General features: G+C 69.8%; 25 protein-coding genes. 12 read left to right on the top strand and 13 right to left on the bottom strand.

Features of this window, described 5'->3' with window-relative positions; all coding sequences use genetic code 11:
• Entirely contained in the window at positions 1-660 is a 660-nt protein-coding gene (locus HDA40_RS07415) for a hypothetical protein (RefSeq protein WP_253753296.1), read from the bottom strand.
• A 171-nt stretch (positions 661-831) separates the two neighbouring features.
• Here HDA40_RS07415 and HDA40_RS07410 point away from each other — a divergent pair, with 171 nt between their 5' ends.
• Genes HDA40_RS07410 through HDA40_RS07395 form a run of 4 tightly spaced genes read left to right on the top strand, consistent with a single transcriptional unit; the run spans position 832 to position 3,636 of the window.
• Complete coding sequence (locus HDA40_RS07410; protein WP_253753294.1) at positions 832-1,038, top strand: DUF3311 domain-containing protein; 207 nt, start codon at positions 832-834, stop codon at positions 1,036-1,038.
• A gap of 1 nt (position 1,039) precedes the next feature.
• Complete coding sequence (locus HDA40_RS07405) at positions 1,040-2,713, top strand: sodium:solute symporter family protein (RefSeq protein ID WP_253753292.1); 1,674 nt, start codon at positions 1,040-1,042, stop codon at positions 2,711-2,713.
• 18 nt (positions 2,714-2,731) lie between these two features.
• Positions 2,732-3,265, top strand: a complete 534-nt coding sequence (locus HDA40_RS07400) for a TetR/AcrR family transcriptional regulator (protein WP_253753290.1) — start codon at positions 2,732-2,734, stop codon at positions 3,263-3,265.
• Positions 3,266-3,273: 8 nt separating this feature from the next.
• Positions 3,274-3,636 carry a hypothetical protein gene (locus HDA40_RS07395; protein WP_253753288.1) on the top strand — a complete coding sequence of 121 codons (363 nt, stop codon included), beginning with the start codon at positions 3,274-3,276 and terminating at the stop codon, positions 3,634-3,636.
• Positions 3,637-3,654: 18 nt separating this feature from the next.
• Here the strand turns inward: HDA40_RS07395 and HDA40_RS07390 are convergent, their stop codons facing one another.
• Positions 3,655-4,770, bottom strand: coding sequence for a hypothetical protein (locus HDA40_RS07390; RefSeq protein ID WP_253753286.1), 1,116 nt, complete (start codon positions 4,768-4,770; stop codon positions 3,655-3,657).
• 180 nt (positions 4,771-4,950) lie between these two features.
• Here HDA40_RS07390 and HDA40_RS07385 point away from each other — a divergent pair, with 180 nt between their 5' ends.
• Positions 4,951-6,381 carry a pectate lyase family protein gene (locus tag HDA40_RS07385; RefSeq protein ID WP_372502850.1) on the top strand — a complete coding sequence of 477 codons (1,431 nt, stop codon included), beginning with the start codon at positions 4,951-4,953 and terminating at the stop codon, positions 6,379-6,381.
• A gap of 66 nt (positions 6,382-6,447) precedes the next feature.
• On the opposite strand, the gene HDA40_RS07380 is transcribed toward HDA40_RS07385, so the two are convergent.
• Positions 6,448-7,008 (bottom strand): helix-turn-helix domain-containing protein, encoded by a 561-nt coding sequence (locus tag HDA40_RS07380; RefSeq protein WP_253753284.1) that lies wholly within the window; start codon positions 7,006-7,008, stop codon positions 6,448-6,450.
• 76 nt (positions 7,009-7,084) lie between these two features.
• Here HDA40_RS07380 and HDA40_RS07375 point away from each other — a divergent pair, with 76 nt between their 5' ends.
• Positions 7,085-8,305, top strand: coding sequence for a benzoate/H(+) symporter BenE family transporter (locus tag HDA40_RS07375; RefSeq protein WP_253753282.1), 1,221 nt, complete (start codon positions 7,085-7,087; stop codon positions 8,303-8,305).
• Between the two features lie 24 nt (positions 8,306-8,329).
• Entirely contained in the window at positions 8,330-10,270 is a 1,941-nt protein-coding gene (locus tag HDA40_RS07370; RefSeq protein WP_253753280.1) for an alpha-glucuronidase, read from the top strand.
• Between the two features lie 6 nt (positions 10,271-10,276).
• On the opposite strand, the gene HDA40_RS07365 is transcribed toward HDA40_RS07370, so the two are convergent.
• The 7 genes from HDA40_RS07365 to HDA40_RS07335 all read right to left on the bottom strand — a co-directional run bounded on the left by HDA40_RS07365 (position 10,277) and on the right by HDA40_RS07335 (position 18,952).
• Positions 10,277-11,116, bottom strand: a complete 840-nt coding sequence (locus HDA40_RS07365) for a TrmH family RNA methyltransferase (protein WP_253753278.1) — start codon at positions 11,114-11,116, stop codon at positions 10,277-10,279.
• A 57-nt stretch (positions 11,117-11,173) separates the two neighbouring features.
• Positions 11,174-13,213 carry a beta-galactosidase gene (locus HDA40_RS07360; RefSeq protein ID WP_253753276.1) on the bottom strand — a complete coding sequence of 680 codons (2,040 nt, stop codon included), beginning with the start codon at positions 13,211-13,213 and terminating at the stop codon, positions 11,174-11,176.
• Positions 13,210-13,893 (bottom strand): hypothetical protein, encoded by a 684-nt coding sequence (locus HDA40_RS07355; RefSeq protein ID WP_253753274.1) that lies wholly within the window; start codon positions 13,891-13,893, stop codon positions 13,210-13,212. The genes HDA40_RS07360 and HDA40_RS07355 overlap by 4 nt, the downstream gene beginning before the upstream one ends.
• Positions 13,890-15,410 (bottom strand): GH39 family glycosyl hydrolase, encoded by a 1,521-nt coding sequence (locus HDA40_RS07350; protein ID WP_253753272.1) that lies wholly within the window; start codon positions 15,408-15,410, stop codon positions 13,890-13,892. Before HDA40_RS07350 ends, HDA40_RS07355 begins: the two co-directional genes overlap by 4 nt.
• A gap of 2 nt (positions 15,411-15,412) precedes the next feature.
• Positions 15,413-17,056: an ABC transporter substrate-binding protein gene (locus tag HDA40_RS07345; RefSeq protein WP_253753270.1), complete on the bottom strand. Its 1,644-nt coding sequence runs from the start codon at positions 17,054-17,056 to the stop codon at positions 15,413-15,415.
• A gap of 61 nt (positions 17,057-17,117) precedes the next feature.
• Complete coding sequence (locus tag HDA40_RS07340; RefSeq protein ID WP_253753268.1) at positions 17,118-18,047, bottom strand: carbohydrate ABC transporter permease; 930 nt, start codon at positions 18,045-18,047, stop codon at positions 17,118-17,120.
• Positions 18,044-18,952 (bottom strand): ABC transporter permease, encoded by a 909-nt coding sequence (locus HDA40_RS07335; RefSeq protein WP_253753266.1) that lies wholly within the window; start codon positions 18,950-18,952, stop codon positions 18,044-18,046. The genes HDA40_RS07340 and HDA40_RS07335 overlap by 4 nt, the downstream gene beginning before the upstream one ends.
• Before the next feature lie 174 nt (positions 18,953-19,126).
• On the opposite strand from HDA40_RS07335, the gene HDA40_RS07330 reads away from it, so the two are divergent.
• Positions 19,127-20,095 (top strand): acetylxylan esterase, encoded by a 969-nt coding sequence (locus HDA40_RS07330; protein WP_253753264.1) that lies wholly within the window; start codon positions 19,127-19,129, stop codon positions 20,093-20,095.
• On the opposite strand, the gene HDA40_RS07325 is transcribed toward HDA40_RS07330, so the two are convergent.
• Together HDA40_RS07325 and HDA40_RS07320 are read right to left on the bottom strand one after the other, a co-directional pair.
• On the bottom strand, positions 20,087-20,659 hold the full coding sequence (locus HDA40_RS07325) for a hypothetical protein (protein ID WP_253753262.1): 573 nt from the start codon (positions 20,657-20,659) through the stop codon (positions 20,087-20,089). The two genes, HDA40_RS07330 and HDA40_RS07325, sit on opposite strands and share 9 nt — an antisense overlap.
• Positions 20,660-20,801: 142 nt before the next feature.
• Positions 20,802-21,446, bottom strand: a complete 645-nt coding sequence (locus tag HDA40_RS07320; RefSeq protein WP_253753260.1) for a winged helix-turn-helix transcriptional regulator — start codon at positions 21,444-21,446, stop codon at positions 20,802-20,804.
• Between the two features lie 58 nt (positions 21,447-21,504).
• On the opposite strand from HDA40_RS07320, the gene HDA40_RS07315 reads away from it, so the two are divergent.
• The 4 genes from HDA40_RS07315 to HDA40_RS07300 all read left to right on the top strand — a co-directional run bounded on the left by HDA40_RS07315 (position 21,505) and on the right by HDA40_RS07300 (position 24,282).
• The gene (locus HDA40_RS07315; RefSeq protein ID WP_253753258.1) at positions 21,505-21,969 is read left to right on the top strand and encodes a pyridoxamine 5'-phosphate oxidase family protein; all 465 of its coding nucleotides are present in this window, start codon (positions 21,505-21,507) and stop codon (positions 21,967-21,969) included.
• Positions 21,966-22,619 carry an alpha/beta fold hydrolase gene (locus HDA40_RS07310; protein ID WP_253753256.1) on the top strand — a complete coding sequence of 218 codons (654 nt, stop codon included), beginning with the start codon at positions 21,966-21,968 and terminating at the stop codon, positions 22,617-22,619. Before HDA40_RS07315 ends, HDA40_RS07310 begins: the two co-directional genes overlap by 4 nt.
• 106 nt (positions 22,620-22,725) lie before the next feature.
• The gene (locus tag HDA40_RS07305; RefSeq protein WP_253753254.1) at positions 22,726-23,586 is read left to right on the top strand and encodes a M23 family metallopeptidase; all 861 of its coding nucleotides are present in this window, start codon (positions 22,726-22,728) and stop codon (positions 23,584-23,586) included.
• Positions 23,587-23,673: 87 nt separating this feature from the next.
• Positions 23,674-24,282 (top strand): TetR family transcriptional regulator, encoded by a 609-nt coding sequence (locus HDA40_RS07300; RefSeq protein ID WP_253753252.1) that lies wholly within the window; start codon positions 23,674-23,676, stop codon positions 24,280-24,282.
• A 21-nt stretch (positions 24,283-24,303) separates the two neighbouring features.
• Here the strand turns inward: HDA40_RS07300 and HDA40_RS07295 are convergent, their stop codons facing one another.
• Positions 24,304-25,734, bottom strand: coding sequence for an MFS transporter (locus tag HDA40_RS07295; RefSeq protein WP_253753250.1), 1,431 nt, complete (start codon positions 25,732-25,734; stop codon positions 24,304-24,306).
• Between the last annotated feature and the right edge of the window lie 97 nt (positions 25,735-25,831).

The raw sequence follows: 25,831 nt of genomic DNA, 5'->3' as shown, positions 1-25,831 counted from the left end.
TCAGCGCCAGATCACATAGGAGATCGTGAGCCGGCGGTTGGCGAGATCCACCCAGTCGAAGTGGATCGCGCCATAGGTACCGTTGTAGGCATCTGGCCGGAGGACGCACACCCAGCCGCCCTCATCGGACGACTTGGCCCGGAACTCACCGGCCGGATGCTTCAGCGCGGTGGCGCACGACTGCTTGCTCACGGTGTCGGTGACGCGAGCGAACTCGTCCAGGATCGGCCGTCCGCCATACAGTCGAAGAAAGACGGTGGCATCCGAACTGTCGAGTTTGAAGTCTCCGTTCGCCCACTCGGAGCCGGTGCTTCCGTCCGACAGATAGACGATGTCGTTGAGGTGCACCGTCATGGTCTTCTGCACGATCGCTCCGCTGAGGTCCAGGTTCAGCTCGACCGGTGGAGCCGTCGAAACCGCTGGCGACGGCGGGGACGAGGGTGACGGCGAGAACCTCGGCGACGGCGCGGAAGCCGACGGGCGCGACTGGGGAGACTCGGCGGCGCCGGCGGGCTTGTTGTCGCCGAACTCGTTGATCGCGACCAGCAGTCCACCGACGGCGGTGATGAGCGTCGCCACCGCGGTGATCACACCGGGCAACGTCGTGAAGAAGGTCAGGAACCGGGACTGCTTCTCGGGCACCCGGTGATCAAACGGCATGCGCCGATCCGAGCGCAATACCGCCCCGCCCGTTCGGTGCACCGAGGACAGTCGGCTTTCCGACGGACCTCAACGGGTGACGCCGGCACGAGACTGGTGATTTCGCCGATGCGCGGCGCGCGGCGTTCATCAACATTCACTCCCTAGACCTCCGTCGGAAGGGAACAGTTGGTGACGCCGCCCCGCCTCCGTCCCCGTAACCGTGCCGAATGGCTGCTCACGATCCCCATCGTCGTTCCGCTGCTGATCCCGCTCTACAACCGGGTCGACCCCACGCTCTGGGGAGTCCCGTTCTTCTACTGGTTCCAGATCGCGTGTGCCGCGCTCGCCATCGGCGTGATCAGCCTCGTGCACCGGCTCGGCAAGGAGCGGCGCTGACATGACCGCCGACCGGATCACCGAGATCACGCTGTTCGCCCTCCTGCTCGGCGGCATGCTGGCCCTCGGCTACAACGCCGCGCGCTGGCGACGCCCCAAGACCGTCGACGCGCTGGAGGAGTGGGGCGTCGGCGGGCGCGCCTTCGGCAACTGGGTCACCTGGTTCCTGCTCGGCGGCAGCATGTACACCGCGTACACGTACATCGCCGTGCCGGCCGTGGTCTACGGCACCGGCGCGATCGGCTTCTTCGCGGTGCCGTTCGCCGTCGTCTGCGGCCCGCTCATGTACTTCCTCAGCACGCGTACCTGGTCGGTGTCGCACGCCCACGGGTTCGTCACCTCGGCCGAGTTCGTCCGCGCGCGGTTCGGCTCGCGTACTCTCGGCGCGCTGGTCGCCCTCACCGGCATCGCCGCGACCATGCCGTACATCGCGGTCCAGCTGGTCGCCCTCAAGGCGACCTTCGCCACCATCGGCTTCTCCGGCGAGTGGCCGCTCCTGGTCGCGGTCACCGTCGCCTCGGTCACCACGTTCAAGTCCGGACTGCGGGCGCCCACCCTGCTGTCCATCCTCAAGGACCTGCTGCTCGTCTGGCTGGTCCTCATGATGCTCGCGATGATCGCGCTCACGGGCGGGTTCCAGTCCGCGTTCACGGCGGCGAATCAGCGGTACGCCACGGACGCGTCCGCCGTCAGCAACCTGCTGCTGCCGGAGAACGCGTACCTCGGGTATCTGTCCTTGGCCGTGGGGTCGGCGCTGGCCGTCTTCGTCTACCCGCACGCCGTCACGGTGATCCTCGCCGCCAAGGACCGCACCGCGATCAAGCACAACGCCGCGGCGTCCCCGGTCTACTGCCTCGCCCTCGGCCTGTTCGCCCTCCTCGGGGTGTACGCCATCGGCCAGGGCGTCGTCCCGCACGACGGCGACGTCAACACGATCACCCCGCAGGTCTTCCACGACGTGTTCCCGAATTGGATCGCCGGCATCGCGTACGCCACCATCGCCGTCGCCGCCCTCATCCCGGCGGCGGTCATGTCGATCGCGGCGGCCAACCTGTTCACCCGCTGCATTTATCGCGAGTACCTGCGACCGGACGCGACACCGGCCGAGGAGACGCGGGTGAGCCGCTACCTGTCGCTGCTGGCCAAGGTCGGCGCGGCGCTGTTCATCCTGCTGCTCGACCCGGCGTTCTCGATCGACCTCCAGCTGATCGGCGGCGTCCTGATCCTGCAGACCGTCCCGGCCGCCCTCCTGGGGCTGTACACCGCCTGGCTGCATCGCGCCGCCCTCATCGCCGGCCTGCTGGCCGGACTCGGCTCCGGCGTGCTGATGCTCTACCTGATTCCGCAACGCGCCGCCGACGGTCACGTGCTCAAGGCCCACTTCGGCGGGTCGAGCTGGCCGCTGCGGTGGCTCGGCCTCGACTCGGCCGCCAGTGTCTACGTAGGACTGCTGGCGCTCGCCGTGAACCTGGGCGTCGCCGTCGGCCTGACCGTCGCACTGCGGGCGATCGGCGTACCGGGCGGGCGGGACGCCACCCGGCCCGACGACTACTTCGCGGACGCCGGGGACGAGGACTTCCAGCGCTTGGGCGATCTCGTGGACGGCCGGCACCCCGCACCCGTCGGCGCCCACTCCCGAATTGAGGAACGGTCGTTCTTGACTGATCGTTCCTAATCTTGCTACCGTCGTGGCATGGGACGGCCACGAGCGTTCGACGAGACCGAGGTCATCAAGGCGGCGGCCGAGCTGTTCGCCGGCCGGGCCTACGACGGCGTCTCCGTCGACGACCTGGTGACCAGCCTGGGAGTGCACCGCAACAGCCTCTACAAGGTGTTCGGCAGCAAACGGGGCCTGTATCTGGCGGCGTTGCGCTGGTACCTGGCCGAGCGGGTCCAGCCGATGCTGGCCGGCCTGCGGAGCGGGCCGGACCCGGCGGCCGAGCTGCGGGACCTGCTCGGCGGCGTCGACCGGCACGACCTCGACCTGCTGCTCCTGGCGGTGGTCGAGCGGGCCCCGGTCGATGAGGAGGTCGCCGACCTCGTCGGGGGAGTGCTCCGGGACCTGGACGCCACCGTGGCGAAGGCGCTGCCCGGGCAGCCGTCCGACGACGCGATCGCGGTGGCGCTGACCGCCACGATCCTGGGCCTGCGCCTGCGGGCCCGGGCCGGTGGCGTCCCGCCGGAGGCCGGAGCCGTCCTCCTGCACCAGATTCAGGCACAACCGTGAGGGGACCCATGGCACAGGTAAGTGTCGACGCCGGCAACCTGGTCGTCGAGATCGAGGGCATGGACAAGTTGTGGGCGCTCAAGAGCCGCTTGGAGATTCCGCTGGCCAACGTCCGGGGCGCGACCGCCGATCCCGGCGTCGTCCGCGAGTCCAGGGGCATCCGCACCGCCGGCACCTACATGCCGGGCGTCATCACCGCCGGCACGTTCCGGGTGGACGGTGAACGGATCTTCTGGGATGTCCGCGACCCGGCGAAGGCGGTCGTCATCGAGCTGCGCGACGAGCGGTACGCCCGCCTCATCGTGCAGGTGGACGATCCGCGGGCGACGGTGGACCTGATCGAGCGCACCATCCCGGCACCGCGACCGTGACAATCGCGGCCGGTCGCCTCAGGCGGCGGTCCGGGGATGGATGTCGTCGCCCGGGTCGGGGTCGATGAGCAGCCCGCCCTGATACCCGATGAACCGGTACGCCACCTGACGCAGGGGCCACATCACCCACGGCCGGTCCGTTGACGTGATGGTGGCCCCGTCGGCGTGTTCGCTGATTCCGACGAGCACCCAGGAGCGGGAGGTCGAGAAGACGGTGAGCGCCGTGTCGGACGTGACCTTCGGCAGGCCGTCGCGTACGGAGTCGGCGGTGTCGTCGTCGAGGTAGAGCACCGCCCACAGGCTGGCGACCGCGTCGCTGTCGTCCGTCCGGTACGCCGCGTGCAGCGTGAGGACGCAGTTCTCCCGGTTGAGCAGCGATTCGTCGGCCAGCACACCCGTGCAGCCCCGCTGATCCCCGACCGCCGTACGCGTCAAGATGTCGTCGTTCATCTCCAGGACGGCGGGGAAGACGTCCTCGGCGCTCATGCTGCCGGGACCCGTCTTCGCGATCGCCACCGGCGCGGCGGCCAGCAGCAGCACGGCTGCCGCGACCCCGAGGACGACCGAATAGTGCCGTTCGACGGCGGGTGCCTTCCGGCCGATCATCGCCAGGAGCAACGCCACCGCGACGGATGCGCCCAGCGCGCCGAGCGCCCACCCCATCCCGTCGATGAACTGATCCGCTCCCGGCCCCTGGACGACGTCGGACATGTCCCGATGACGGCCCGGGATGAACATCAGCGCGACCAGCCCGGCGAGAACGGACAGCGTGATGAGGATCCGCCGGGTCGTCCGGTCGACGTGCTTGGCCGTTGCGGCGGTGGCCCCGATCAAGACGGCGGGCAGGGCGATGACGAGCCACCCGGCGACCACCATGCCCTCGGTCGAGCAGGCCGTCGCGTCGCAGGCGTACGCCGCGATCGTCGACGGGACGACCCGGCCCAGCATCGCGTACGCCGCCAGTGCCGCCATGAAGCCGAGGATGCCGGCGATCCCGCCCAGCACCGCGAACCGCGACGGCTTCTTCGGTGACCGCGGGGTCTGCGGAGTCTTCGAGTTCTTCGGAGTCTTCGGGTACTTCGGCTTCTTCGGGGGCTGCTGGCCGACGTATTCGATGGGGCCCGGGTTCGTCACGGCGACGATCTTACGAGGTCGACACCAGCAAACCAGCCGAAGGCATGAATACATTGACATGGCTCGAAGCTGGGTCTACCTTGCCGGTAAGCGCTTTCCAAGCGCATGCCGAGGCGGCTCGCCCAGTGGTCTCCTCCTAGACCTCAGCCGCGCGGCGAACTCCCATCGAGAGGAAGCCCGATGTCCCACCTCCACGAGAGCCGTCACCTCAGGCGCCGCTGGCGCCTGGCGCTGACCGCGGGCCTGGCCCTGGTGACGGCCGGCGCGACCACCGCCGTGATGGCCCGGTCCGCCGACGCCGCGACGGTGAGCACCAGCGCCGTCTACGTCTTCGTCAACCGCAACAGCGGCAAGGCGATGGACGTGTACAACTGGGCGACGGCCGACAACGCCCCGATCAACCAGTTCACCCGCAACGACCTGGCCGTGCAGCAGTGGCAGTTCGTCGACGTGGGCAGCGGTTACTACCAGATCCGGTCCGTGTTCAGCGGCAAGGTCCTGGAGCTGCCCAACGCCAACGACGGGGTGCAGCTGGTGCAGAACGCGGCGGCCGGCGGCAACACCCGGCAGCACTTCCGGCTGGCCGACTCCGACAGCGGCTACGTCAGGTTCATCAGCCGGCACAGCAACAAGGCGCTCGACGTGTGGCAGTGGTCCACCGCGGACGGCGCCATGATCTCGCAGTACGCCGACCTCGACGGCTGGAACCAGCAGTGGCAGCTGGCGACTGTCGGCGGCGGCGGCGGTGGCAGCACCACCGGGCTGGCCGGCTGGGCGACCCAGGGCGGCGGCACGACCGGTGGCGGAAGCGCGGCGGCGACGACCGTGACGAGCTCCTCGGCGCTGTCCAGTGCCGTGTCCGGCACGACCGCGCGGGTGGTCCGCGTCTCGGGCACCATCTCGTGCTCGGGAATGATCACCGTCGGCTCCAACAAGACGATCCTCGGCAACTCCGGGGCGGTCATCGCCGGCTGCGGCCTGAACGTCTCCAACGCCAGTAACGTGATCATCCGCAACCTCACGTTCCGGGACTGGAACGACGACGCGATCAACGTGCAGTACTCGACTCGCGTGTGGATCGATCACAACAGCCTGTCGAACGGCTACGACGGCGCCATCGACATCAAGCGCGCCTCGGACTACGTGACCGTCTCCTGGAACCGCATCTCCAGCCACGACAAGGCGATGCTCCTCGGTCACGACGACGGCAACGGCGCGGAGGACCGTGGCCACCTGCGCGTCACGTACCACCACAACTGGTTCGACGGCTCGAACCAGCGGCACCCGCGCGTACGCTTCGGCAACCCGGTGCACGTGGTGAACAACTACTACAACGACATCGGCTCCTACGGCGTGGCGTCCACCATGGAGGCCTGCGTCATCGTCGAGGGCAACTACTTCGAGAACACGGACGACCCCTACCACCGAGGTGAGGGCGACTCGCCCGCCGGCAGCCTGACGGCGCGGAACAACACGCTGGTCGGCTCCGGGAGCGGGCAGGCCGGTGGCAGCGCGTGCGGCAGCCTGCCGTACTCCTACCCGGTCGAGTCCTCCGGCAACGTCAAGGCCAGCGTCACCGGTGGCGCCGGGGCGGGACGTATCACGGTGTGACCCATCGGCTGCCCGGTGTCCCGGCACTGCTGGGGCGCCGGGCGGCTGCGCGTACGCCCCTGCTCCTCAGCGGACCCGGGGATACCGGATCAGGAGGGCGGCCAGCACGATCTCGCCGCCGATCGCGGCGTACACGTGAGGCACGTCGGACACCCAGGAGAAGTGCTCCCCGGCGTGGACCTCGCGGGGATCGTCCGCCGGCCCGGTACGCAGCGTTCCCGCGTACACGGTGAGGTGTTCGGTGACGCCCCGAGGGTGGGCGGGGGAGGTCTGGGTCCGGCCCGGGTGCACTTCGAGGCGGTACAGCTCGGAGGTGACCCCGGGATCGGTGAACACCTCCAGCAGGGTCCCCCGGACGGCCGCGCCGGGGATGAACGCCGGAGCCTGTCGCCCGGCCGGATCGGTGAGCAGCGCCGCCAGCGGCACGTCGAGCTGCGCAGTGATCGCGTACAGCGTCTCCAGGGTGGGGTTGCGCGTGCCGTTCTCCAGCCCGGACAGCGTGGCCTTGCCGATCCCGGCCGCCCGCGCGAGGGCCGACAGTGACAGCCCCTGCTGTTCGCGTAGCCGCCGCAGACGTTGCCCGACGGCGACGTTCGTCGGGTCCGGGCTGGCGGACGGCGGGGTCATGCCGCTATCGTGCCAGAGTCGTGCGTTCCGTATACGGAACAACGAAAGTGTTGGACGCAAGGTGAGGGGTGGAGTCTTGACGAAGTCTGTGCAGCCGTTGCTGGCCGGAGTCGTCACCGCGCTGGTCGGCTTCGCGAGTTCCTTCGCGGTCGTGCTCGCCGGGCTGCGCGCGGTCGGCGCCGACGACCGGCAGGCGGCCTCCGGCCTGTTCGCGTTGTGCGTCGGCATCGGGGTGACCGCGATCCTGCTCTCCCTGCGCCGCCGGATGCCGATCACCATCGCCTGGTCGACACCGGGCGCCGCGCTGCTCGTCTCGACCGGGCCGGTCGCGGGCGGGTTCGCCGCCGCCGAGGGCGCGTTCCTCGTCGCGGGGGCGCTGATCGTGGTGGCGGCGTTGTTCCCGGTGCTCAGCCGCTGGGTCACGGCGATTCCCGGGCCGATCGCGTCGGCCATGCTGGCCGGCGTACTGCTGGATCTCTGCCTGGCCCCGGCCCACGCGATCGTGCAGGTGCCCCGGCTGGCCCTGCCCGTCGTGCTGGTCTGGGCCCTGCTCTACCGGCTGGCGCGGCCGTGGGCGGTCCCCGGAGCGCTCGTCGCGGCGATCGTCGCGATCGCGGTGACCGGGACCGACCGGCCGCTCTCGGGCGGGCTCTGGCCGGAACCGGTGTTCACCACGCCCACCTTCACGGTGGCGTCGCTGGTCAGCATCGCCTTGCCGCTGTTCCTGGTCACGATGGCCGCGCAGAACATCCCCGGCATCGCGGTGCTCGCCGGATTCGGCTACCACCCGCCGGTACGCCCGCTGCTGGCCGCGACCGGTGCGGCGAGCATGGGCGCGGCCCTGTTCGGCGGGCACGCGCTCAACCTGGCGGCGATCAGCGCCGCGCTCGCGGCCGGTCCTGAAGCCGGCCCCGATCCGAAGCGTCGCTGGATCGCGTCGGCCACCGCCGGAGCGGGCATGATCGGCCTCGGCCTGGCCGGGGGACTCGCGATGGCGCTGGTCAGTGTGTCGCCCGCGGTCCTCATCGAGGCGGTCGCGGGGCTGGCCCTGCTCGGCGCGTTCGCGAGCGCGCTCGTCGCCGCGGTGACTCCGGTCGAGGGCCGCGACGCCGCGATCGTGACGCTCGTCGTGACGGCCTCCGGGATGAACCTGTTCGGCATCGGCGCGGCGTTCTGGGGACTGGTCGCGGGCGGCCTCATGTATCTGTTGCAGCGCAGCCGATCCGGCCCTCGAGGTGGGCGCCCGGTCGTCGTCGAGGCCGAGCCGAAAGCTCCGGCCGAAACCGTCACGGTCTAGCTTCTTCCGGTAGATTGCCGGGCGATGATCTCCGACTTCCATCCGGCGTGGCTGCCCGCCGAGGCTTTCCGCGCGCTCGGCTCCCGGCGGGTCCAGGTCCGCGGCGACGGTCTCCTGCTCGACACGGTACGCACCGAGGTGGCGGCCGCGTGCCGCCGGTTCGGCGGGGCCCCGGCCGACACCGGCCTGTGTGACGTGTCGTTCGCCGTCTCGTCGCAGGCCGACCTGGCACCCGAGGAGTTCACCTACGCCCGGGGCGAGGGGGTGACCGTGGTACGCGCGGCCGATCCGGCCGGGCTGCTGCACGGGTTCTTCCACGTCGTCCGCCAGGGTGAGCGCGCGTTCGCTGGGGACTTCGACGAGCGGCACGCTCCGGCGCTGCCGATCCGGCTGGTGTCCCACTGGGACAATGTGGACGTTCATCCGGTGATGGGCCAGGTCGAGCGGGGGTACGCCGGTGGCTCGATCTTCTGGTCGGCGGGCCGCCTGCGCGAGGACCTGAGCCGGGTGCGGGCGTACGCCCGGCTGCTGGCCGCCGGTGGGATCAACGCGGTGGCGATCAACAACGTCAACGTGCACGAGGCCGAGGCGCACCTGCTGACCGACCGGATCGGGGAGGTCGCCGCGCTCGCCGAGCAGTTCCGGGCGTACGGGATCCGGGTGCACCTGAGCGTCGACTTCGCCGCCCCGATCACGCTGGGCGGGCTGCCGACCGCGGATCCGCTGGACGAGCGCGTTCGGGCCTGGTGGGCGCAGGCCACCCAAGCCGTGTACGCGCGCATCCCCGACTTCGGCGGGTACGTCGTGAAGGCCGACTCGGAGGGGCAGCCGGGGCCGTCCGCGTACGCCCGCAGCCACGCCGACGGGGCGAACCTGCTCGCCGAGGCGCTGGCCCCGTTCGGGGGCGTCGTGCACTGGCGGGCGTTCGTCTACAACCACCGTCAGGATTGGCGGGACCGTTCGACCGATCGGGCGCGGGCGGCGTACGACCACTTCACGCCGCTGGACGGCCGGTTCGCCCCGAACGTGATCCTCCAGGTCAAGCACGGCCCGATGGACTTCCAGGTACGCGAGCCGGTGTCGCCGCTGCTCGGCGCGATGCCGTCGACCCCGGTGGCGGTGGAGGTGCAGGCGACGCAGGAGTACACCGGCCAGCAGCGGCACGTGTGCTATCTCGGTCCGATGTGGAGCGAGGTGCTGCGCTTCCCGTTCGGGCGCCCGGTGGCCGGCCTCGTTCAGGGCATGGTGACCGTGGCCAACGTCGGCGACGACCCGTTCTGGACCGGGCATCCGCTCGCCCAGGCCAACCTGTACGCCGCCGCGCGGCTCGGCTGGAACCCCGCCCTCGATCCGCTCGCCCTGCTCGACGAGTGGATCGCGCTGACCTTCCCCGGTCACGATCCGGCGCTGCGGGAGGCGCTACGGGCGATCATGGACGAGTCGTGGCAGGCGTACGAGCGCTACACCGCGCCGCTCGGCGTCGGCTTCATGGTCCGGCCGGGCCACCACTACGGGCCGGACGTCGACGGCTACGAGTACACGCCGTGGGGCACCTACCACTTCGCCGACCGCGACGGCATCGGCGTCGACCGGACGCGGGCCACCGGGACAGGGTTCACCGGGCAGTACCCGTCGCCGTGGCGCGACCTGTACGAGTCGCTCGCCGACTGCCCGGACGAGCTGCTGCTGTTCTTCCACCACGTCCCGTACGCGCACGTGCTGCGCAACGGCGCGACCGTCGTCCAGCACATCTACGACACGCACTTCGCCGGGGTCGAACGCGTCGAGGCGATGATCCTGCGCTGGCAGCAGGTCTCGGGCCTGGTCGACGAGGCGGTCGCGGCCCGGATCAACGAGCGGCTGGCCCAGCAGCTGCGGTCGGCCGAGGAATGGCGGGACCAGGTCAACACGTACTTCTACCGGAAGTCCGGCGTCCCCGACGCCCGCGGCCGCCGTATCTATTAGCCCACGTCACCGGGACCGGGGACGCTTCGGCGGCCGGGCGGTCTGCTCCGCGCGTACCGGGGCGTGCTTGCGGCGGAGCAGGTCGAAGCAGAGCACCGCGGCGGCGGTCGCCACGTTGAGCGACTCGACGCCGCCTTCGAGCGGGATGGCCACCCATTCGTCGACGAGCGCGGCAGTCGCCCGGGACAACCCCTCAGTCTCGTTGCCCAGGACGAACGCGGCCTTCGGGGCGAACACCCGGTCGTCGTAGAGGCTGCGGCGGGCGTCCCCGGCGAGTCCGTAAATCCGGAAACCGGCCTCCCGCAGCGTCTCGACCGACTCCGCGCCGGTCCGGGCCCAGATCACTGCCGCCCGGTACGCCACCCCGGCGGACGCCTTGATGACGAGGGGGTCGATGCCGGGGGAGCCGACCCGGGGCAGCACGATGCCGGACATCCCGGCTCCGGTCGCCGCGCGGATGATCATTCCGACGTTGGACGGGTTGTTGACGCCGTCGAGGACCAGGACCCGGCTGGTCCGCCGGGAGCCGGAGTCGCGGGCGAACTCGGCGATGTTGCGCATCCGCGGCGCGACGACGTCGGCGATGATGCCCTGGTCGTGCTTGCCGTTGCCGGCCAGCACCTTCACCCGGTGGGCGGTGGCGTGCTGGATCGGCACGCCGCGCCGGTCGGCCAGATCCAGGATCCGGTCGAGGTTGTCGCCGCGCGCGGAGTCGGCCACGACGAGCTTGTCCACCTGCAGGTCCCGGTTCTGGAGAACCTCCAGCACCGGCATGCGGCCGTAGACGGTGATGAAGGACTCCCGCGGGGAGCGGTCGACGGGTTCGGCCGTGTCTCGGTTACGCATCCGTCCAGTATCCAGCGTCACCGGCGGGCCACCAAGAAAGCCCCGCCGCCGGGCGTATCAGGGGCCTGAGCGCGGCTCGGCGAGGACGAGCACCCCGCCGGGCTCCAGTCGCAGCGGTGACCCGTGCTCGACGCGTACGCCGGTGAGCAGGTCGACGCCGGTGGCGACGGCGGGCAGGTCGACGGCGTCGCCGGAGTGGTTGAGCACGAACACCATGGGCGTGCCGTCGGGGGCCACCCGGCGCGCCACCTCTACATCCGGGAACTCGGCGTACGGGCCGATCAAGCCATGGCGGTCGAGCACCTGCCGCACGACCCAGGACACGCCCGCCTGGTCCAGCCCGGCCGCGACGTACCAGCCGTGACCGTCGCCGAACGCGTTGCGGGTGACCGCCGGAGTGCCGGCGTACCAGTCGGCCTGATAGGTGCCGACGACCTCGGCGCCCTGCGGGATGACGAGTTCGAAGAGCAGCCGGGCCTCGACCGACAGACCGTCCGGCAGCAGCACCGGGTTGACGATCGACGGTTCCCGCGCGTCCCACTCGTCCACGCGTACGCCCATGAGTCCGCCCAAGGGACCGGGGACGTCCATGAGGAAGGCGTTGTCGTCGGAGTCGACCCGGCCGGACAGGAACGTCGTGACGACGGTGCCGCCGCGTTCGGCGACCGACTCCAGCCGCGCGGCGAGGTCGTCCTTGACCATGTGCAACGCCGGGGCGAGCACGACGTCATAGCCGGACAGGTCGGCGGTGACCGCGACCACGTCGACGTCGGCGCCGAGATCCCACAGCGCCCGGTGGTACGCCAGCACGACCTCCTGGTAGCGCACCAGCCGCGACGGCCCGTCCGACAACTCCAGCGCCCACCAGCTGTCCCAGTCGAACAGCAGCGCGACCCGGGCCGGCGTACGCGCGCCCAAGGTCGCGTCGCCGAGCCGGGCGAGTTCCGCGCCGAGCTGGGCGACCTCGGTGAACACGCGAGTGTCGGAGCGACCGGCGTGCCCGATGACCGCGCCGTGGTACTTCTCGCACGCGCCCCGATTGGCCCGCAGCTGGAAGAACAGCACGGCGTCGGCCCCGTGCGCGACCGCCTGCCAGCTCCAGAGCCGCAGGACGCCCGGCCGTTTGAGCGGGTTGACGTCCCGGCTCGCGGTGAAGCTCGGGGTCTGCTCCATCAGCCAGAACGGCTGCCCGTCCTTCAGCCCGCGCATCAGGTCGTGGGTCAGCGCCATCCGGGCGGCCGACTTGTCGTCCGGCGGGTAGTTGTCCCACGACACGAAATCCAGGTGCGCGGCCCAGCGGTGGTAGTCGATCGGCCGGTACATGCCCATGAAGTTCGTCGTCACCGGAGTGTCCGGATCGGACTCCCGGATCGCGGCCTTCTCGTCCACGAAGTTCGCGAGCATCGCGTCCGACATGAACCGCAGATAGTCCAGGGTGATCCCCTGGAACGCGGTGTGGTCCGGGCCGCGCCAGTGCTCGGTCAGCGCCGACGGTGGTTCGATCTCGTCCCAGTCGGTGAAGGTGTGCGCCCAGAAGGTCGTGCACCAGGCGTCGTTGAGCCGGTCCAGATCGCCGTACCGGGTCCGCAGCCAGGCACGGAAACCGGCCGCGCACAGGTCGCAGTAGCACGCGCCGCCGTACTCGTTGCCGACGTGCCAGGCCACGATCGCCTCGGGGATCGCCTCGGTGATCGCCTCGGTCCCGGCGTACCGGTGGGCGATCCGGCGGGCCAGCTCGGCCGACAGCCGCCGGAAGACCGGCGAACTCGGGCACGAGTTGTGCCGCTGCCCGAACCGGTGCCGGCGCCCCTCGAAATCGACCCGGGTCACCTCGGGATGGGCTTTGGCCAGCCAGGCCGGGTGCGCACCGGTGCCGGTCGCGAGGCAGATCCGACGGCCTTCGGCGACGGCCTTGCCGACCACGGCGTCCAGTGTGGAGAAGTCGTAGACGTCCGGGGCGGGCTGGGTGAGCGCCCAGTCGAACACGCCCAGCGTCACCGTGTCGACGCCGGCCAGGTCGAACAGCCGGTAGTCCTGCTCCCACACTTGTTTCGGCCACTGCTCCGGGTTGTAGTCGCCGCCGTACCGGATCTTCACTCGGTGAACTCCTCGCGGATCTCGTCGGTCATCGCGCGGCTCGCGCGCAACAGGCCCAGCACGAACAGACTCCCGGTCAGCGCCAGCGCCGCCTCGGAGAAGAAGATCGTGACGCCGAGGGCCAAGACCAGCAGGCTCAGCTGCGACAGCGTGCCACGCCAGTTCTTGATCAAGTGGTACGCCGAAAGCCGGGCGACGTCGCGTACCCGGAAGGCGAACAGCGACGTGATCACCAGGGCGTTGACACTCCACGCGACGGCGATCGCCGCCAGGGCCAGCAGCAGTACCGCCCACCAGATCGGCACCCCGGCCGCCGCCCGGTGCGTGACGATCACTCCCAAGACGGTCAGCCAGGCCAGCAGCGGCGTCCACCAGCGCAGCACGCCGCCCGCGTTGGCCCGAAACCCCCGCCAGTACGCCGCCGCCGGGCGCAGATCGGTGACGTCGCCGCGCCGGTGATGCAAGGCATACAGGGCGGCCGCGACGGCCGGTCCGATCGGGAGGGCGCAGAGCGCGGCCAGCGGCAGGTTGCTGGCGTCCCGGTCCAACAGCATGAGCAGGGCGTACCCGGGAGCGATGCTGAGCAGCAGGAGTCCCTCGACGGCCAGCACGGTGTAGACGAACGCGGTGATCCGCGACAGCGGACCCTCGCCGAACTCGCGTCGCGCGCTGACCGTCATGGCGTACCGCCGAGCAAGCGGCGCTCGTCCCACCATTGTGGAGTCTCGTCGGCGACCATGCTCAGTTCCACGAGGGTGACCTCGTTCGCGTCGAGCACCAGGTCCAGCTCCACCCGCCCGCCGACGACCGGCAGCCGGGCATGGCGGCGTACGGGTTCGGCGGTCTCGCGGAGAATGTCGAGCTGCCGTGCCGTGGGGGAGGCTGGGCGGCCCAGCTCACCCCAGGCCGCCCAGGCGTTGCCCATGGTCTCGCTGACCGACGACCGAAGCAGGAACGCCGCGCCGTCGGCCGAAGCGTCCGCCATGGGAAGCGACAGACTGATCCGGTGCCCGGCGATGCCGCCGACCGGACCGGTGACGTCCACAGGCGCCCAGGCCAGCACCGTGATCCGGCCGGAGTCGTCCCGCGTGACCAGGTAGTCGTCGTCCTGGCGCAGGATCGCGCTGCCGAGTCGCCGCATGAACGCGTACACGTGGAAGGTGGGTTTCCTGATCTGACGGTGCGTGAGCAGCCCGAAGCCGCCGTGGAACAGCGCGGCCGGCACCCCCGCCTCCTCGAACATGTCGCTGAACGTCCAGTAGGAGTACGAGTCGGCGTGCTCGCCGCCGCGCGCGATCACCGGCGCGAGGTACGCGGCGTGAAAGGCGGTGTCGTGGATGGCGTTGTCGGGCCGGTAGGACGAGTTGAACTCGGTGATGTGGACCGGCAGGCCGGCGAGCGGCGTGCCGCGCAGCTGCTCGCGGGGCTTGCCGAACTGTTCGAGGAGCGTCGCGGCGGGCGCGAGCGTCTGGTGCACGCCGAAGGGGACGTGCTGAGCCGGCCCGGAGCTGTACGCGTGCCGGCTGACGAAGTCGACCGGGACGTCCCGGGTGGCGCAGAACTCGGCGAAGCGCGCCATCCAGTCGTCCGACCCGGGGGAGATGGCCGGGCCGCCCACCTGCAGCCCGGCGTCGATCTCCTTGATCGTGGTCGCGGTGACCTCGTAGAGGTGGTGATAGGCGGCCTCGTCGGCGTCGAGCCAGAAGTCCTTCAGATTCGGCTCGTTCCACACCTCGATCGGCCAGGTACGCACCTCGTCGAGGCCGTAGCGGTCGACGAGGTGCCGCACGGTGGCCAGGACGAGATCGGCCCACTCGGTGTAGGAGCTGGGCGGGGTGACGTTGCCCTGCCACCAGAACATCGTCTGCGTGCCGGAGGCCAACGTGGACGGCATGAAGCCCAGCTCGACGAAGGGCGCGATGCCCAGCTCCCGGTACGCGTCCACGACCTGATCGACGTAGGTGAACACGTGCCGGACGTCGCGGCGGCCGGCCCATTCGTAGGGCCGGTGCACTCCGACGGCGTCCCCGAGCAGCCCGTGGCCGCGGATGTGCCGGAAGCCGATCTCGCGTTGGATCAGCGCCAGCGAGTCCTGGTAGTCCCGCCGCAGCGCGAGCGGCAACTCCCCGGTGCCGACGCAGTAGCGCCAGGCGTCGCTGAGCGAACCGACGGGCTGCTCGGGAACGTGGTCACCCATGATCAGGGGTGCGCCTTCTTGTAGCGGTCGTACGCCTTGTTCACCAGCTCGACGTACTGGTCGGCGTTCTTGCCCTTCAACTCCGCCACGTACTTGTCCCAGTCGCCGAGCGGCCGCTGGTTGAGGATGAACTTCAGGGTCTGCTGGAAGACGTAGTCCTTGATCCCGGTCTCCCAGAGGGTGGCCCGCTCCCGCTCATCGACGCTGAACGGCTTCGGCGGCGGCACCGGCAGCGCCTCACGGCTGTTCATCTCCTTCTGGAACTCCTTCTCCTCGTCGGAGTAGAAGGACTCCCGCAACTCGGTGCTGCCGCCGTACGCGAAGACGCCGTTGTAGAAGCCGAAGTCGACCTGCAGGTGCTTGGAGCCCGACGGGTTCAGCCCGACGACGTTGACGTCCGGCGTGAGCGTGCGCTTGCCGGCGGCGTCCTTGGTGAAGGTGGTGCCCTCGACGCCCCACTTGGCGAACTCCTGGCCGGCGTCGGAGTACCACAGCCAGTCGATGAACTGCATCATCGCGACGAAGTTCTTGCTCTCCAACGCCTTCTTGGAGATCATGATGCCGCTCTCCAGCCGGGCGGTGCCGGGCCGGTTGGCGCCGTTCGGGCCGATCGGCCGCGGGATCTTGACCACGGTCGCGCCCGGGATCTTCGCGATGTCCTTACGCAGCTCGTTCACCAAGGTCTGCGCGTTGCAGCTGATCACGAAGGACTTGCCGTTGGCGAACTTCTGCCGGGCCTGGTCGTCCTGCTGGGTGAAGCTCTCCGGGTCGAGCAGTTTCTCGGAGACGAGCGTGTTGGCGAAGGTCAGCATCTGCTTGTACTGATCCATCGCGCCCGTGAGCACGAACTTGCCGGCGGACTTGTCGAACCAGGCGTTCTGGTAATCCCAGCCCGCGCCGGTGCCGTACGCGTTGCTCAGCAGGGCGAGCAGGTTGTTGCCACCGGGCTGCGGCGGCGTGGACCACCGGTCGGACATCGGATACTGATCGGGGTACGCCGTCTTCATCGCCTTCAGCACGGCGTGCAGGTCGTCCCAGGTCTTCGGGACCTGCAGGTTCAGCTTGGCGAGGATGTCGGTCCGGACGGCGAGCGAGTAGTCGACGTAGACCGTCTCATGGATGCCCGGCAGCAGGTAGAACTTGCCGTCCTCCTGCCGGTAGGTGTCGAGGTCGCTGTCCAGCTTCCACTTGGCGACCTTGTCCTTGAAGTTCGGCATGAGGTCGAGGTAGTCGCTGACCGGCAGGATCGCGCCGCCGGCGATGAGCGCCTCCTCGTCCGGGTGGTACGTCTTGGGGATGATCATCGGTGCGTCGCCCGCGCTGACCATGACGCTGCGCTTCTGGTTGTAGTCGCTGCCGGGGATGACCGTCGGCTCCAGGGTGACGTTGGTCCGCTTGGTCAGCTCCGACCAGAACAGCCAATCGGCCTTGTACGGGTATCCGGCGTTGCTCAGCAGCATGATCGAGAACTTGACCGCCTCGGTCGCCTTGAACTGGTCGCCGGCGGCGTACTTGTCCATCGCGCCGGCCTTCTTGCCGGAGAGGTCCTGGTCGCCTTCGTCGTCGTCACCGCAGCCGGCCAGGGCCAGCGTGGAGGCGGCGGCGCCGGCGGCGAGGAGCACCTGGCGCCGGGAGAGCTGGTACATGGTCACTCCATTTCATGGGGCGTTCATGGGGTGTGGTCCGTGGAGGCGTGCGGGTCGGGCGCTACCCCTTGACGGCGCCGAGCATCACGCCGGAGACGAAGTAGCGCTGGATGAAGGGATAGACGAGCATGATCGGTAGAACGGTGAGGACGATCGTCACCGACTGGATGTTGGCGGCGATCTGCAGCGCGGCCTCGCTGGCCGTGCCGACGTCTGATCCGCCGGTCGCCCCGGCGATGAGGTTGCGCAGATAGATCGTGACGGGGAACATCTCCGAGCGGTCGAGGTAGAGGTACGCCGAGAACCAGGAGTTCCAGAAGAAGACGGCGTAGAACAGCACCATCGTGGCGAGCATCGCCTTCGACAGCGGCAGCACGATCCGCAGCAGGGTCTGGTACGTGTTGAGGCCGTCGACGGCCGCCGCCTCCTCCAGTTCGGCCGGCATCGACTCGAAGAACGACTTCATGACGAGCAGGTTGAACACGCTGATCGCGTTCGGCAGCACGACCGCCCAGATCGTGTTACGCAGGCTGAGCCCGCTGATCAGGACGTAGTTGGGGATCAGGCCGCCGTTGAAGAACATCGTGAAGACGGCGATGCCGACCAGGGCGCCGCGTCCGCGCAGGTTCTTCTTGGACAACACGTACGCGTAGCAGACCGTGAGCACCATGGAGATCGCGGTCGCCACCACGGTGTAGACCACGGTGTTGCGGTAGTTCGTCCAGAACGTCGGGTCGGACATCACCCGGTGGTACGTGGTGAGGTTGAAGCCGCGCGGCCACAGGTTGACCCGGCCGGACCGGATGTAGTCCTCGGCGCTGAACGACCGCGCGACGATGTTGACCAGCGGATACAGCGTCAGGACGACCACGCCGGTGAGGACCAGGGCGTTCACCGTCTGGAAGACGCGGTAGCCCCGGCTCGTGAGCTGCCCCCGATTCCGTCGCGCGGGCGTCGGCGTCACGTCCCGCTTCGGCGCCTCGACGGTCACCACAGGCTCGTCCCCACCGTGCGGCGGGAGATCGCGTTGGCCGACAGCACCAGGATCAGCCCGATCACCGACTCGAACAGGCCGATCGCGGCCGCGTAGCTGAAACTTCCGGAGACGACGCCGACCCGGTAGAGGTAGGTCGAGACCACGTCGGCGGTGGGATAGGTCAGTGGGTTGTAGAGCAACAGGATCTTCTCGAAGCCGACCGCCATGAACGTGCCGATGTTGAGGATCAGCAGCGTCACCATGGTCGGGCGGATGCCCGGCAGAGTCACATGCCAGGTCTGCCGCCAGCGGTTCGCCCCGTCGATGCGGGCCGCCTCGTAGAGGTCCGGGTCGATCGTGGTCAGCGCGGCGAGGTAGAGGATGGTGCCCCAGCCGACGGTCTGCCACGCCTCCGAGGTCACGTAGATGGTGCGGAACCAGCCCGGCTGTTGCAGGAAGGGCACCGTCTGTTCGCCGAGCGCCTTCAGTCCCTGGTTGACGATGCCGTCGACCGAGAGCACCTGGAAGACGATGCCCGCCACCACCACGATGGACAGGAAGTGCGGCAGGTACGAGACGGTCTGCACCAGACGCTTGAGCGCGCCGGTGCGTACCTCGTTGAGCAGCAGGGCCAGCACGACGGGCAGCGGGAACAGCACCACCAGCGTCAGCGCGCCCAGGATCAGGGTGTTGGTGAAGACCTGCCAGAACGTCGGGTCGTCCCAGAACATCTGGAAGTAGTGCAGCCCGACCCACCGCTCGCCGAAGATGTCGCCGCCCGGCTGGTAGCGCCGGAAGGCGATCACGTTGCCGACCATCGGCAGGTAGCGGAAGATCACGAAGAAGAGCAGGGGCAGGATCGCCAGTGAGTAGAGCTGCCAGTCGCGGCGTATCGCCTGGCGCCAGGTCCGCGCAGCCATCGCATCCTCGAAAATTTTCCGAAAATTGCCCGTTACATTTGGCGGCACAGTAGGCGTCCCGAGTCTGCAGTGTCAAGGACTTCTGTACTCCGTCCAAGGATGTGGACACCACATAGGATGCTGCCAAGGGTGCTACAGTTCCCCGAAACTTCCGAACGGCGTGGGGAAAGTTTCATGGCCTTGTTCGACCTTCCGCTCGACCAGCTTCGCCGGTATGCGCCCGAAGTGCCCGAACCAGCCGACTTCGCGGAGTTCTGGGCGACGACGCTCGGCTCGGCCGCAGCCAAGCCCGTGCTGATCGACGTCCGGCCGGAGCCGTCGGACCTCGCCCTGATCGACTGCTGGGACGTCACCTTCGCCGGCTTCGGCGGCGACCCGATCCGGGCCTGGTACTCGCGCCCCGCCGGGCGATCCGAGGCGCTTCCGGCCGTGGTCGAGTTCCTGGGCTACGGCCGAGGACGCGGGCTGCCCCACGAGCGCCCGACCTACGCCGCCGCCGGCTACGCCCACCTGCTGATGGACAGTCGCGGCCAAGGCGGCCAGTACGGCACCGGCGGTGACACCCCCGATCCGGGCGGCTCGGCGTACGGGGGACCCGGGCCGGTGACCCGGGGCCTGCTCGACCCCGCCGAGTACTACTACCGCCGGCTGATCACCGACGCCGTCCGCGCCGTCGAAGCGGTACGCGCGCTGCCAGGCGTCGACCCGAGCCGGGTGGCGGTCGCCGGGAACAGCCAAGGCGGCGGGCTGGCCCTCGCCGTCGCCGGTCTGGTCGCCGACCTCTCAGCGGTGCTGTCGACCGCGCCGTTCCTGTGCCACGTCCAGCGGGCGATCGACATCACCGACGCCGAGCCGTACGCCGAGATCGTCCGGTTCCTCGCCATCCACCGGGAGGCCGAGGACGATGTCCGGCGCACGTTGTCCTACATGGACGGCGTGGCCTTCGCCCGGCGCGCGACCGCCCCAGCGCAGTTCGGCGTCGGGCTGCGCGACACGGTCTGCCCGCCGAGCACGGTGTTCGCCGCCGCCAACCAGTACGCCGCCGAGCACGAGGTCCAGGTGTACCCGTTCAACCATCATGAGGGCGGCGAGGCCGTACACGTGCGGCGCCAGTTGCGCTGGCTCTGCTCGAAGCTATCGTGACCCGGCATCGCCGCCGAGCAGGGCGGTGAGTGCAGGCCACGAGTCCACGGCAGTGACCCAGTCCGGCAGCTCCCCGTCGGCCCCCTCTGCTGTCCCGGCGGTGAACAGGTAGCGATGGTCGACGGTCGCCAGGTACGCCAGCACGTCCAGCCGGTCGTCCACGAAGTGGGTGATGCCCAGGCGCTCGCACACCGGGGCCTTGTCCCGGCGTTCCCGGACGAAGTGCACGTTGCCCGGATCGACCCCGGTACGCCCGAAGAAGTCCTGGTGAGCCAGCCACGCCCGGGTGTTCGCCTCGACCTTCGGGCCGGCCTTGGACACCACATGCACCCGACCACCGAACGGTGACTCGGTCAACTTCGCCAGCGCGTCGAACACCCCGACGGTCGCGGGCGTCTCCAGTGGACGGGTGCCGAAGAACGAGGTGTCCTCCTCGCGCCCGGCCAGCGCCACGATCACGCCGCCGACGTCGACGCCGAGCGTCGGATGCTGCTTCCAGCCCGGACCGCGGTACGGCGTACGAGCCGCCGGGGTGGGCCGCTGCCCGCGTTGTCGCCGCCCCACAGTGGACCCCTTTCGCCGCTCCCTGCTCCCGCCTTCATGCGCTGCGTTACCGCGTTGGATCAGGGTTCCGGGTCGAATCTTGAAGGATGATTCGACCCGGAACCCTGATCCAACGTCAAGAGGATTGCGGGCCGACCACCGGTTACGGGCCGGGCATCGGCTGAGGCCGGGGGAAGAGGCGGACGAACCGCTCGGCGGCCCGCCGGTCGCCGTCAACCCGGATGTCCTCGGTGAGGGGTCGGCCGCCGAAGACGGCCGAACGCAACGCCGAGACGCTGCCCGTGAGGGTGGCATCCGGCTGCGTAGCCGATCCGCGTGCGATCTCGAACCGGCCGTCGTGGACAGAGGCGTGGAAGACGTCGTCGTCGATCCGCAGTTCGACGGATCCGTCCGTCGAGGTCTGGGAATCGAAGGTCGTGCGGAGTGCGAGGGCGAACGCGTCGGCGCTCATCGGCGTATCCGTGGGCGGCAACGGCAACCGGCTGCCGAACGTCGCCAGCGCGATCAGCACCGGATCGAGCAGGCGGCCCACCTCCGACAGCTCGTACGCCGTCGCGCTCACCGGCGGGCCGAGCCGCCGTTTGCGTACGACGCCGGACTCCTCCAGCTCGCGTAACCGCTGGGAGAGCACGTTCTGGCTCATGCCGGGCAGGCCCCGGCTCAGCTCGGTGAACCGCTTCGGTCCCAGCAGCAGCTCGCGCACGACGAGCAGTGCCCACCTCTCACCGACGACCTCGAGCGCGCGCGCCACGCCGCACGGATCGTCGAACCTTCGCTTGCCGGCCACCGAGAAATCATAGGTCTTCCTCTTGCATTCTGGTAGCAGTCACTCCTAATTTAGGAGTATGGAGTTGAAGCAAGGAGACCTCAGGCTGCTGGAGACCGACCTCGCCCGGCGGCTGCTCGGCTCGACCGAGCTGGCACGGGTGGCGTACGTGGCGAAGGACGGCACGCCCCGGGTGTTCCCAGTGATGTTCCACTGGACCGGCGACGAGCTGGTGTTCGGCACTTTCGCCGGCAGCGCCAAGATCGCCGCGCTGCGCACCCGGCCCGCAGTCGCGCTGACCATCGACACCGCCGGTCCACCGCCGGAAGTGCTGCTGCTCCGCGGCCAGGCCACGGTGACCGACGTGGACGGCATCCTCCCCGAGTACGCGGCGGCGCACCACCACTACTACGGGCCCGAGCAGGGCGCGCGCAACATCGCCGACGTGGCACAGTCGGGGCGGAAGATGGTGCGCGTCGGGCTCGTCCCCGACTGGGTCGGCACGCTCGACTTCGTCAGCCGTTTTCCGGCGGCGCTGTCATGACCGACTTCGTCCTCATTCCAGGGGCCGACGGCCGGGCCTGGTACTGGCATCGCGTCGTGCCGTTGCTGCGCGAGCGAGGGCACTACGCGATCGCCGTCGACCTTCCGCAGTCGGACGACGCCGGCTACGACGAGTACGCCGACGCCGTCCTCCGTGCCACCGCCGGTCGCCCGAATCCGGTCCTGGTGGCGCAGTCGCTCGCCGGTTTCCTCGCGCCGGTCGTCGCCGCGCGTACGCCGGTCGACCGGATCGTGCTCGTCAACGCGATGGTGCCCGCGCCGGAGGAGACCGCCGGGCAATGGTGGGCGAACGTCGGGCACGCCGAAGCCCGGGGCGGCAAGGACTTCGACCTGCTGGACGACTTCTTCCACGACGTACCCGCCGACGTCACGGCCGAAGCCACGGCCGGTCCGCCCACCGGCCCGTCCGAGACGCTGTTCACCGAGCCCTGGCCGCTCGACGCGTGGCCGGACGTGCCGACCACCTTCCTGCAAGGGATCGACGACCGGTTCTTCCCGCTGGAGTTCCAGCGCCGGATCGTCCGGCGGCGCCTGGGCCTCGACCTCGAGGAGATCCCCGGCGGGCATCTCGTGGCGCTCAGCCGCCCCGAGCCCCTCGTCGACCGGCTGACCGGCGTCGACCCCGCCTGACAGCATCGCTCAACTTGCATGTAACGATCGTGTAGGGCGAATGTATGGCACCGCCCTACCTTCGGTCGCAGCGCATGGGGCGCTGAGCGTACCGAGGAGGGTGACGGTGAAGAGGATTCTCATCGTGGCGGCGACCGCCGTCCTGTTGGGTGGCGTGATCGGCGCGGCTCCGGCGCAGGCCGCGACGGCGCGCAACGGGGTGTGCGAGGACGGCGAGGTCTGCCTCTACTACAACAGCGACAACGCGGGGTCGTTGGTGGACTTCGCCGGGTCGATCCAGGACTACGGCACCGGCTCGGGCTGCGTGACGTTCATCAGTTCGGGCAACGGCCGCGGCCAGTGCGTGAAGAACAACGCGGCGTCGGTCTGGAACCGCAAGTCCGTCCCGGTCACGATCTTCTACAAGAGTGACTGGTCCGGCGCGGTCGACTCGTTCGTCGCCGGGGCCAAGGGCAACCTGCGAGCGGAGTTGAAGAACGAGAACGCGAGCCACGTCGTCGGCGAGGCCGGCAACGACCGCCTCGAGTTCGGGCTCTACCACGACGACGCCGGGGCCATCTCGGCGTACTTCGACGGGTATCTGAACACCTCGGGCCGGCATGAGGGCATCGACCTGGCCCGCAGCGCCGGGTCGGCCGTGTACGCGCTGACCGCCGGAACGGTCATCTACAAGAACGAGGGCGGCGGCGGGCTGTCGACGCTGTCGATCTACAACGCCGAGCTGGACAAGACCGTGATCTACCTGCACACCGACCCGCTCGACGGGCTGAGCGTCGGCGAGCACGTCGACAAGGGGCAGCGCATCGCCACCGAGGCGTCCCGGGGTGCGAGCGCCGCGCACACCCATGTGGAGATGCGGCCGGGGCGGCACGAACTGGCCGCGGTCAGCGTCGGCGACCCCACGCTGAGCAACCCGATCCCGACGACGTTCTGGATGAACCGCGGCTACAACATCTGCTGCCAGTAAGCTGCCTGACTTCGTCCGGCCCAGTCCGGCTCGCGACCGCCGTGCCCGGCGGAGCGGGCCGGGCCTGGGAGTAAGTACTCTCTCGCTATGCCTGAGACCTCTACCCGGCAGCGCATCATCGCCGCGGCGTCGCGCCTGTTCGCCGAGCGCGGGTACGCCAAGACGAGCGTGGCCGACATCCAGACCGCCGTCGGGCTGACCGGGGGATCGGGTGCGCTGTACAAGCATTTCCGGTCCAAGGAAGAGCTGCTGCGCGCGGTCGTCGACGAACATGTGGCGCATTACGAGGCTGAGAAGACGCTGCCGTTCGCCGCGTCCGGCGAGGTGCACGGGCTGGACGATGTGTCGGCGGTGCTCGAGCGGCTGGGCCGCGTGGTGCTGGCCAGGCTGGACCTGAGCGTGGAGAACATCCGCATCACGTTCCGCGAACTCGACCAGTTTCCGGAACTGCTGGAGATCCTGCACGCCCGGTTGATGCGCCCCCTGTACGCCGAGGTCGCCGACTGGCTCGCGCAGCAGGCGGCGGCGGGACGCGTACCGGCGGTGGACGCGCAGGCGACGTCGGCCGTGCTGGTCGGCTCGCTGACCTACTATCCGATCTATCGCGTCCTGCTGGGCGAGCCGGAGGCCGGGGTGGACCAGGATCGCTTCCTGAAGGCGTGGGTCGCGGTCGGGACGGCCGCCCTGACGGCGTAGGCCCCGACCGCGTCCGCGTTCTCAGTGGACGGGTAGCCCGGCGGGCACCGCCAGCCGGCCCTTGGGCATCAGGAACAGGGCGACGACGGCCGCCACTGCGGCGGTGGCGGTGGCGGCCCAGAAGCCGTCCGCGAAACCGGCCACGTTGCCGCCGGTGAGCCCGGCCGCCGCGATCGTGGAGAGCACGGCGACGCCGATCGCCCCGCCGAGTTCGTGGAACGTGTTGATCAGCCCTGACGTCAGCCCGGACTCGTGATGCTCCACGGTGGCGAGCGCGGTCGTCGTGGCGGCGACGAAGACCGCGCCCAGGCCGAGTGAGGCGACGGTCATCCCCGGGAGCAGTCCGGTGTAGACGCTGCCGGTCATGCCCAGCCGGGTGAGCAGGCCCAGCCCGGCCGCCGCGATCACCAGGCCGCCGACGGAGGTGGTCCGGCCGCCGAGGTGCCCGACGAACCGGCTGCCCAGGTGCGCGCCGAGGCCGATGCCGAGGGCGACCGGCAGGAACAGCAGGCCGGTGCCGAACGCGCCGTAGCCGCGTACATGTTGCAGGTAGAACGAGCCGAGGAAGAACTGGCCGATCAAGAGCCCGGTCGCGGCCAACATCAGGAACGCGCCACCGGCGACGGCCGGCCGGCCGAGCAGGCTCAGCTTGATCAACGGGGTCGCCACCGTACGCTCAACGACCGCGAACGCGCCATAAAGGAGGACCGCGGCGGACAAGGCGATCAGCGTCAGTGAATCGGACCAGCCCGTGTCGCCGGCGCGCACCATCCCGTAGATCAACGCTGCCGTGGCACTGGTGACGAGCAGTGCGCCGGGGACGTCGATCGTTGTGCGTACCCGTTGATGATGCCGGGGGAGCACGGCCGGGAGCGTCGCCAGGAGCGCGAGCCCGACGGGGACGTTGACGAAGAAGATCCACCGCCAGCCGGGGCCCGCGGTCAGTGCCCCGCCGACCAGTACGCCGATCGCGGAGCCGGCGCCGCCCAGCGCGGCCCAGACGCCGAGGGCCTTGGTGCGTTCGGCGCCGTGGAAGGTCGTGGTGACGGTGGCCAGCGCGGCGGGTGACAGCAGTGCGGCGCCGATGCCCTGGCCGATCCGGCCGCCGATGAGCAGGCCGGCCGAGCCGGCGAGCCCGGAGGCGAGCGAGGCCGCGGTGAATATGGCGAGGCCGGTGAGGATGAGCCGCCGGGCGCCGAACGCGTCGGCGAGCCGGCCGCCCAGCAGCATCAGCCCGCCGAAGAACACCGTGTACGCGGTGACGACCCAGGTCAGGGTGGAGCGGGGCAGGGTCAGGCCGGTGCCGATGTCGGGCAGCGCGACGTTCACGACGGTGATGTCGAGGACGAGCATGAACTGCGCGACGCTGATCAGCGCCAGCACCGGCCAGCGGCGGCGCTCAGGCGCCGGTACGCCGGACGGGAGCGTGTGGACGGTGACGGGGTGAGTCATGGTGAGAGAGTACTCTCTCACCAACGCGGCGTCCACGATGGCGAACGGCCTGGGCCGGGTGCGCGATGGCTCCCGGCCCAGGCCGTTCAGGGTGGTG

The organism is Hamadaea flava, assembly GCF_024172085.1.
Classification (GTDB): Bacteria; Actinomycetota; Actinomycetes; order Mycobacteriales; family Micromonosporaceae; genus Hamadaea; species Hamadaea flava.
This window is presented reverse-complemented; position numbering and strand designations above follow the sequence as displayed.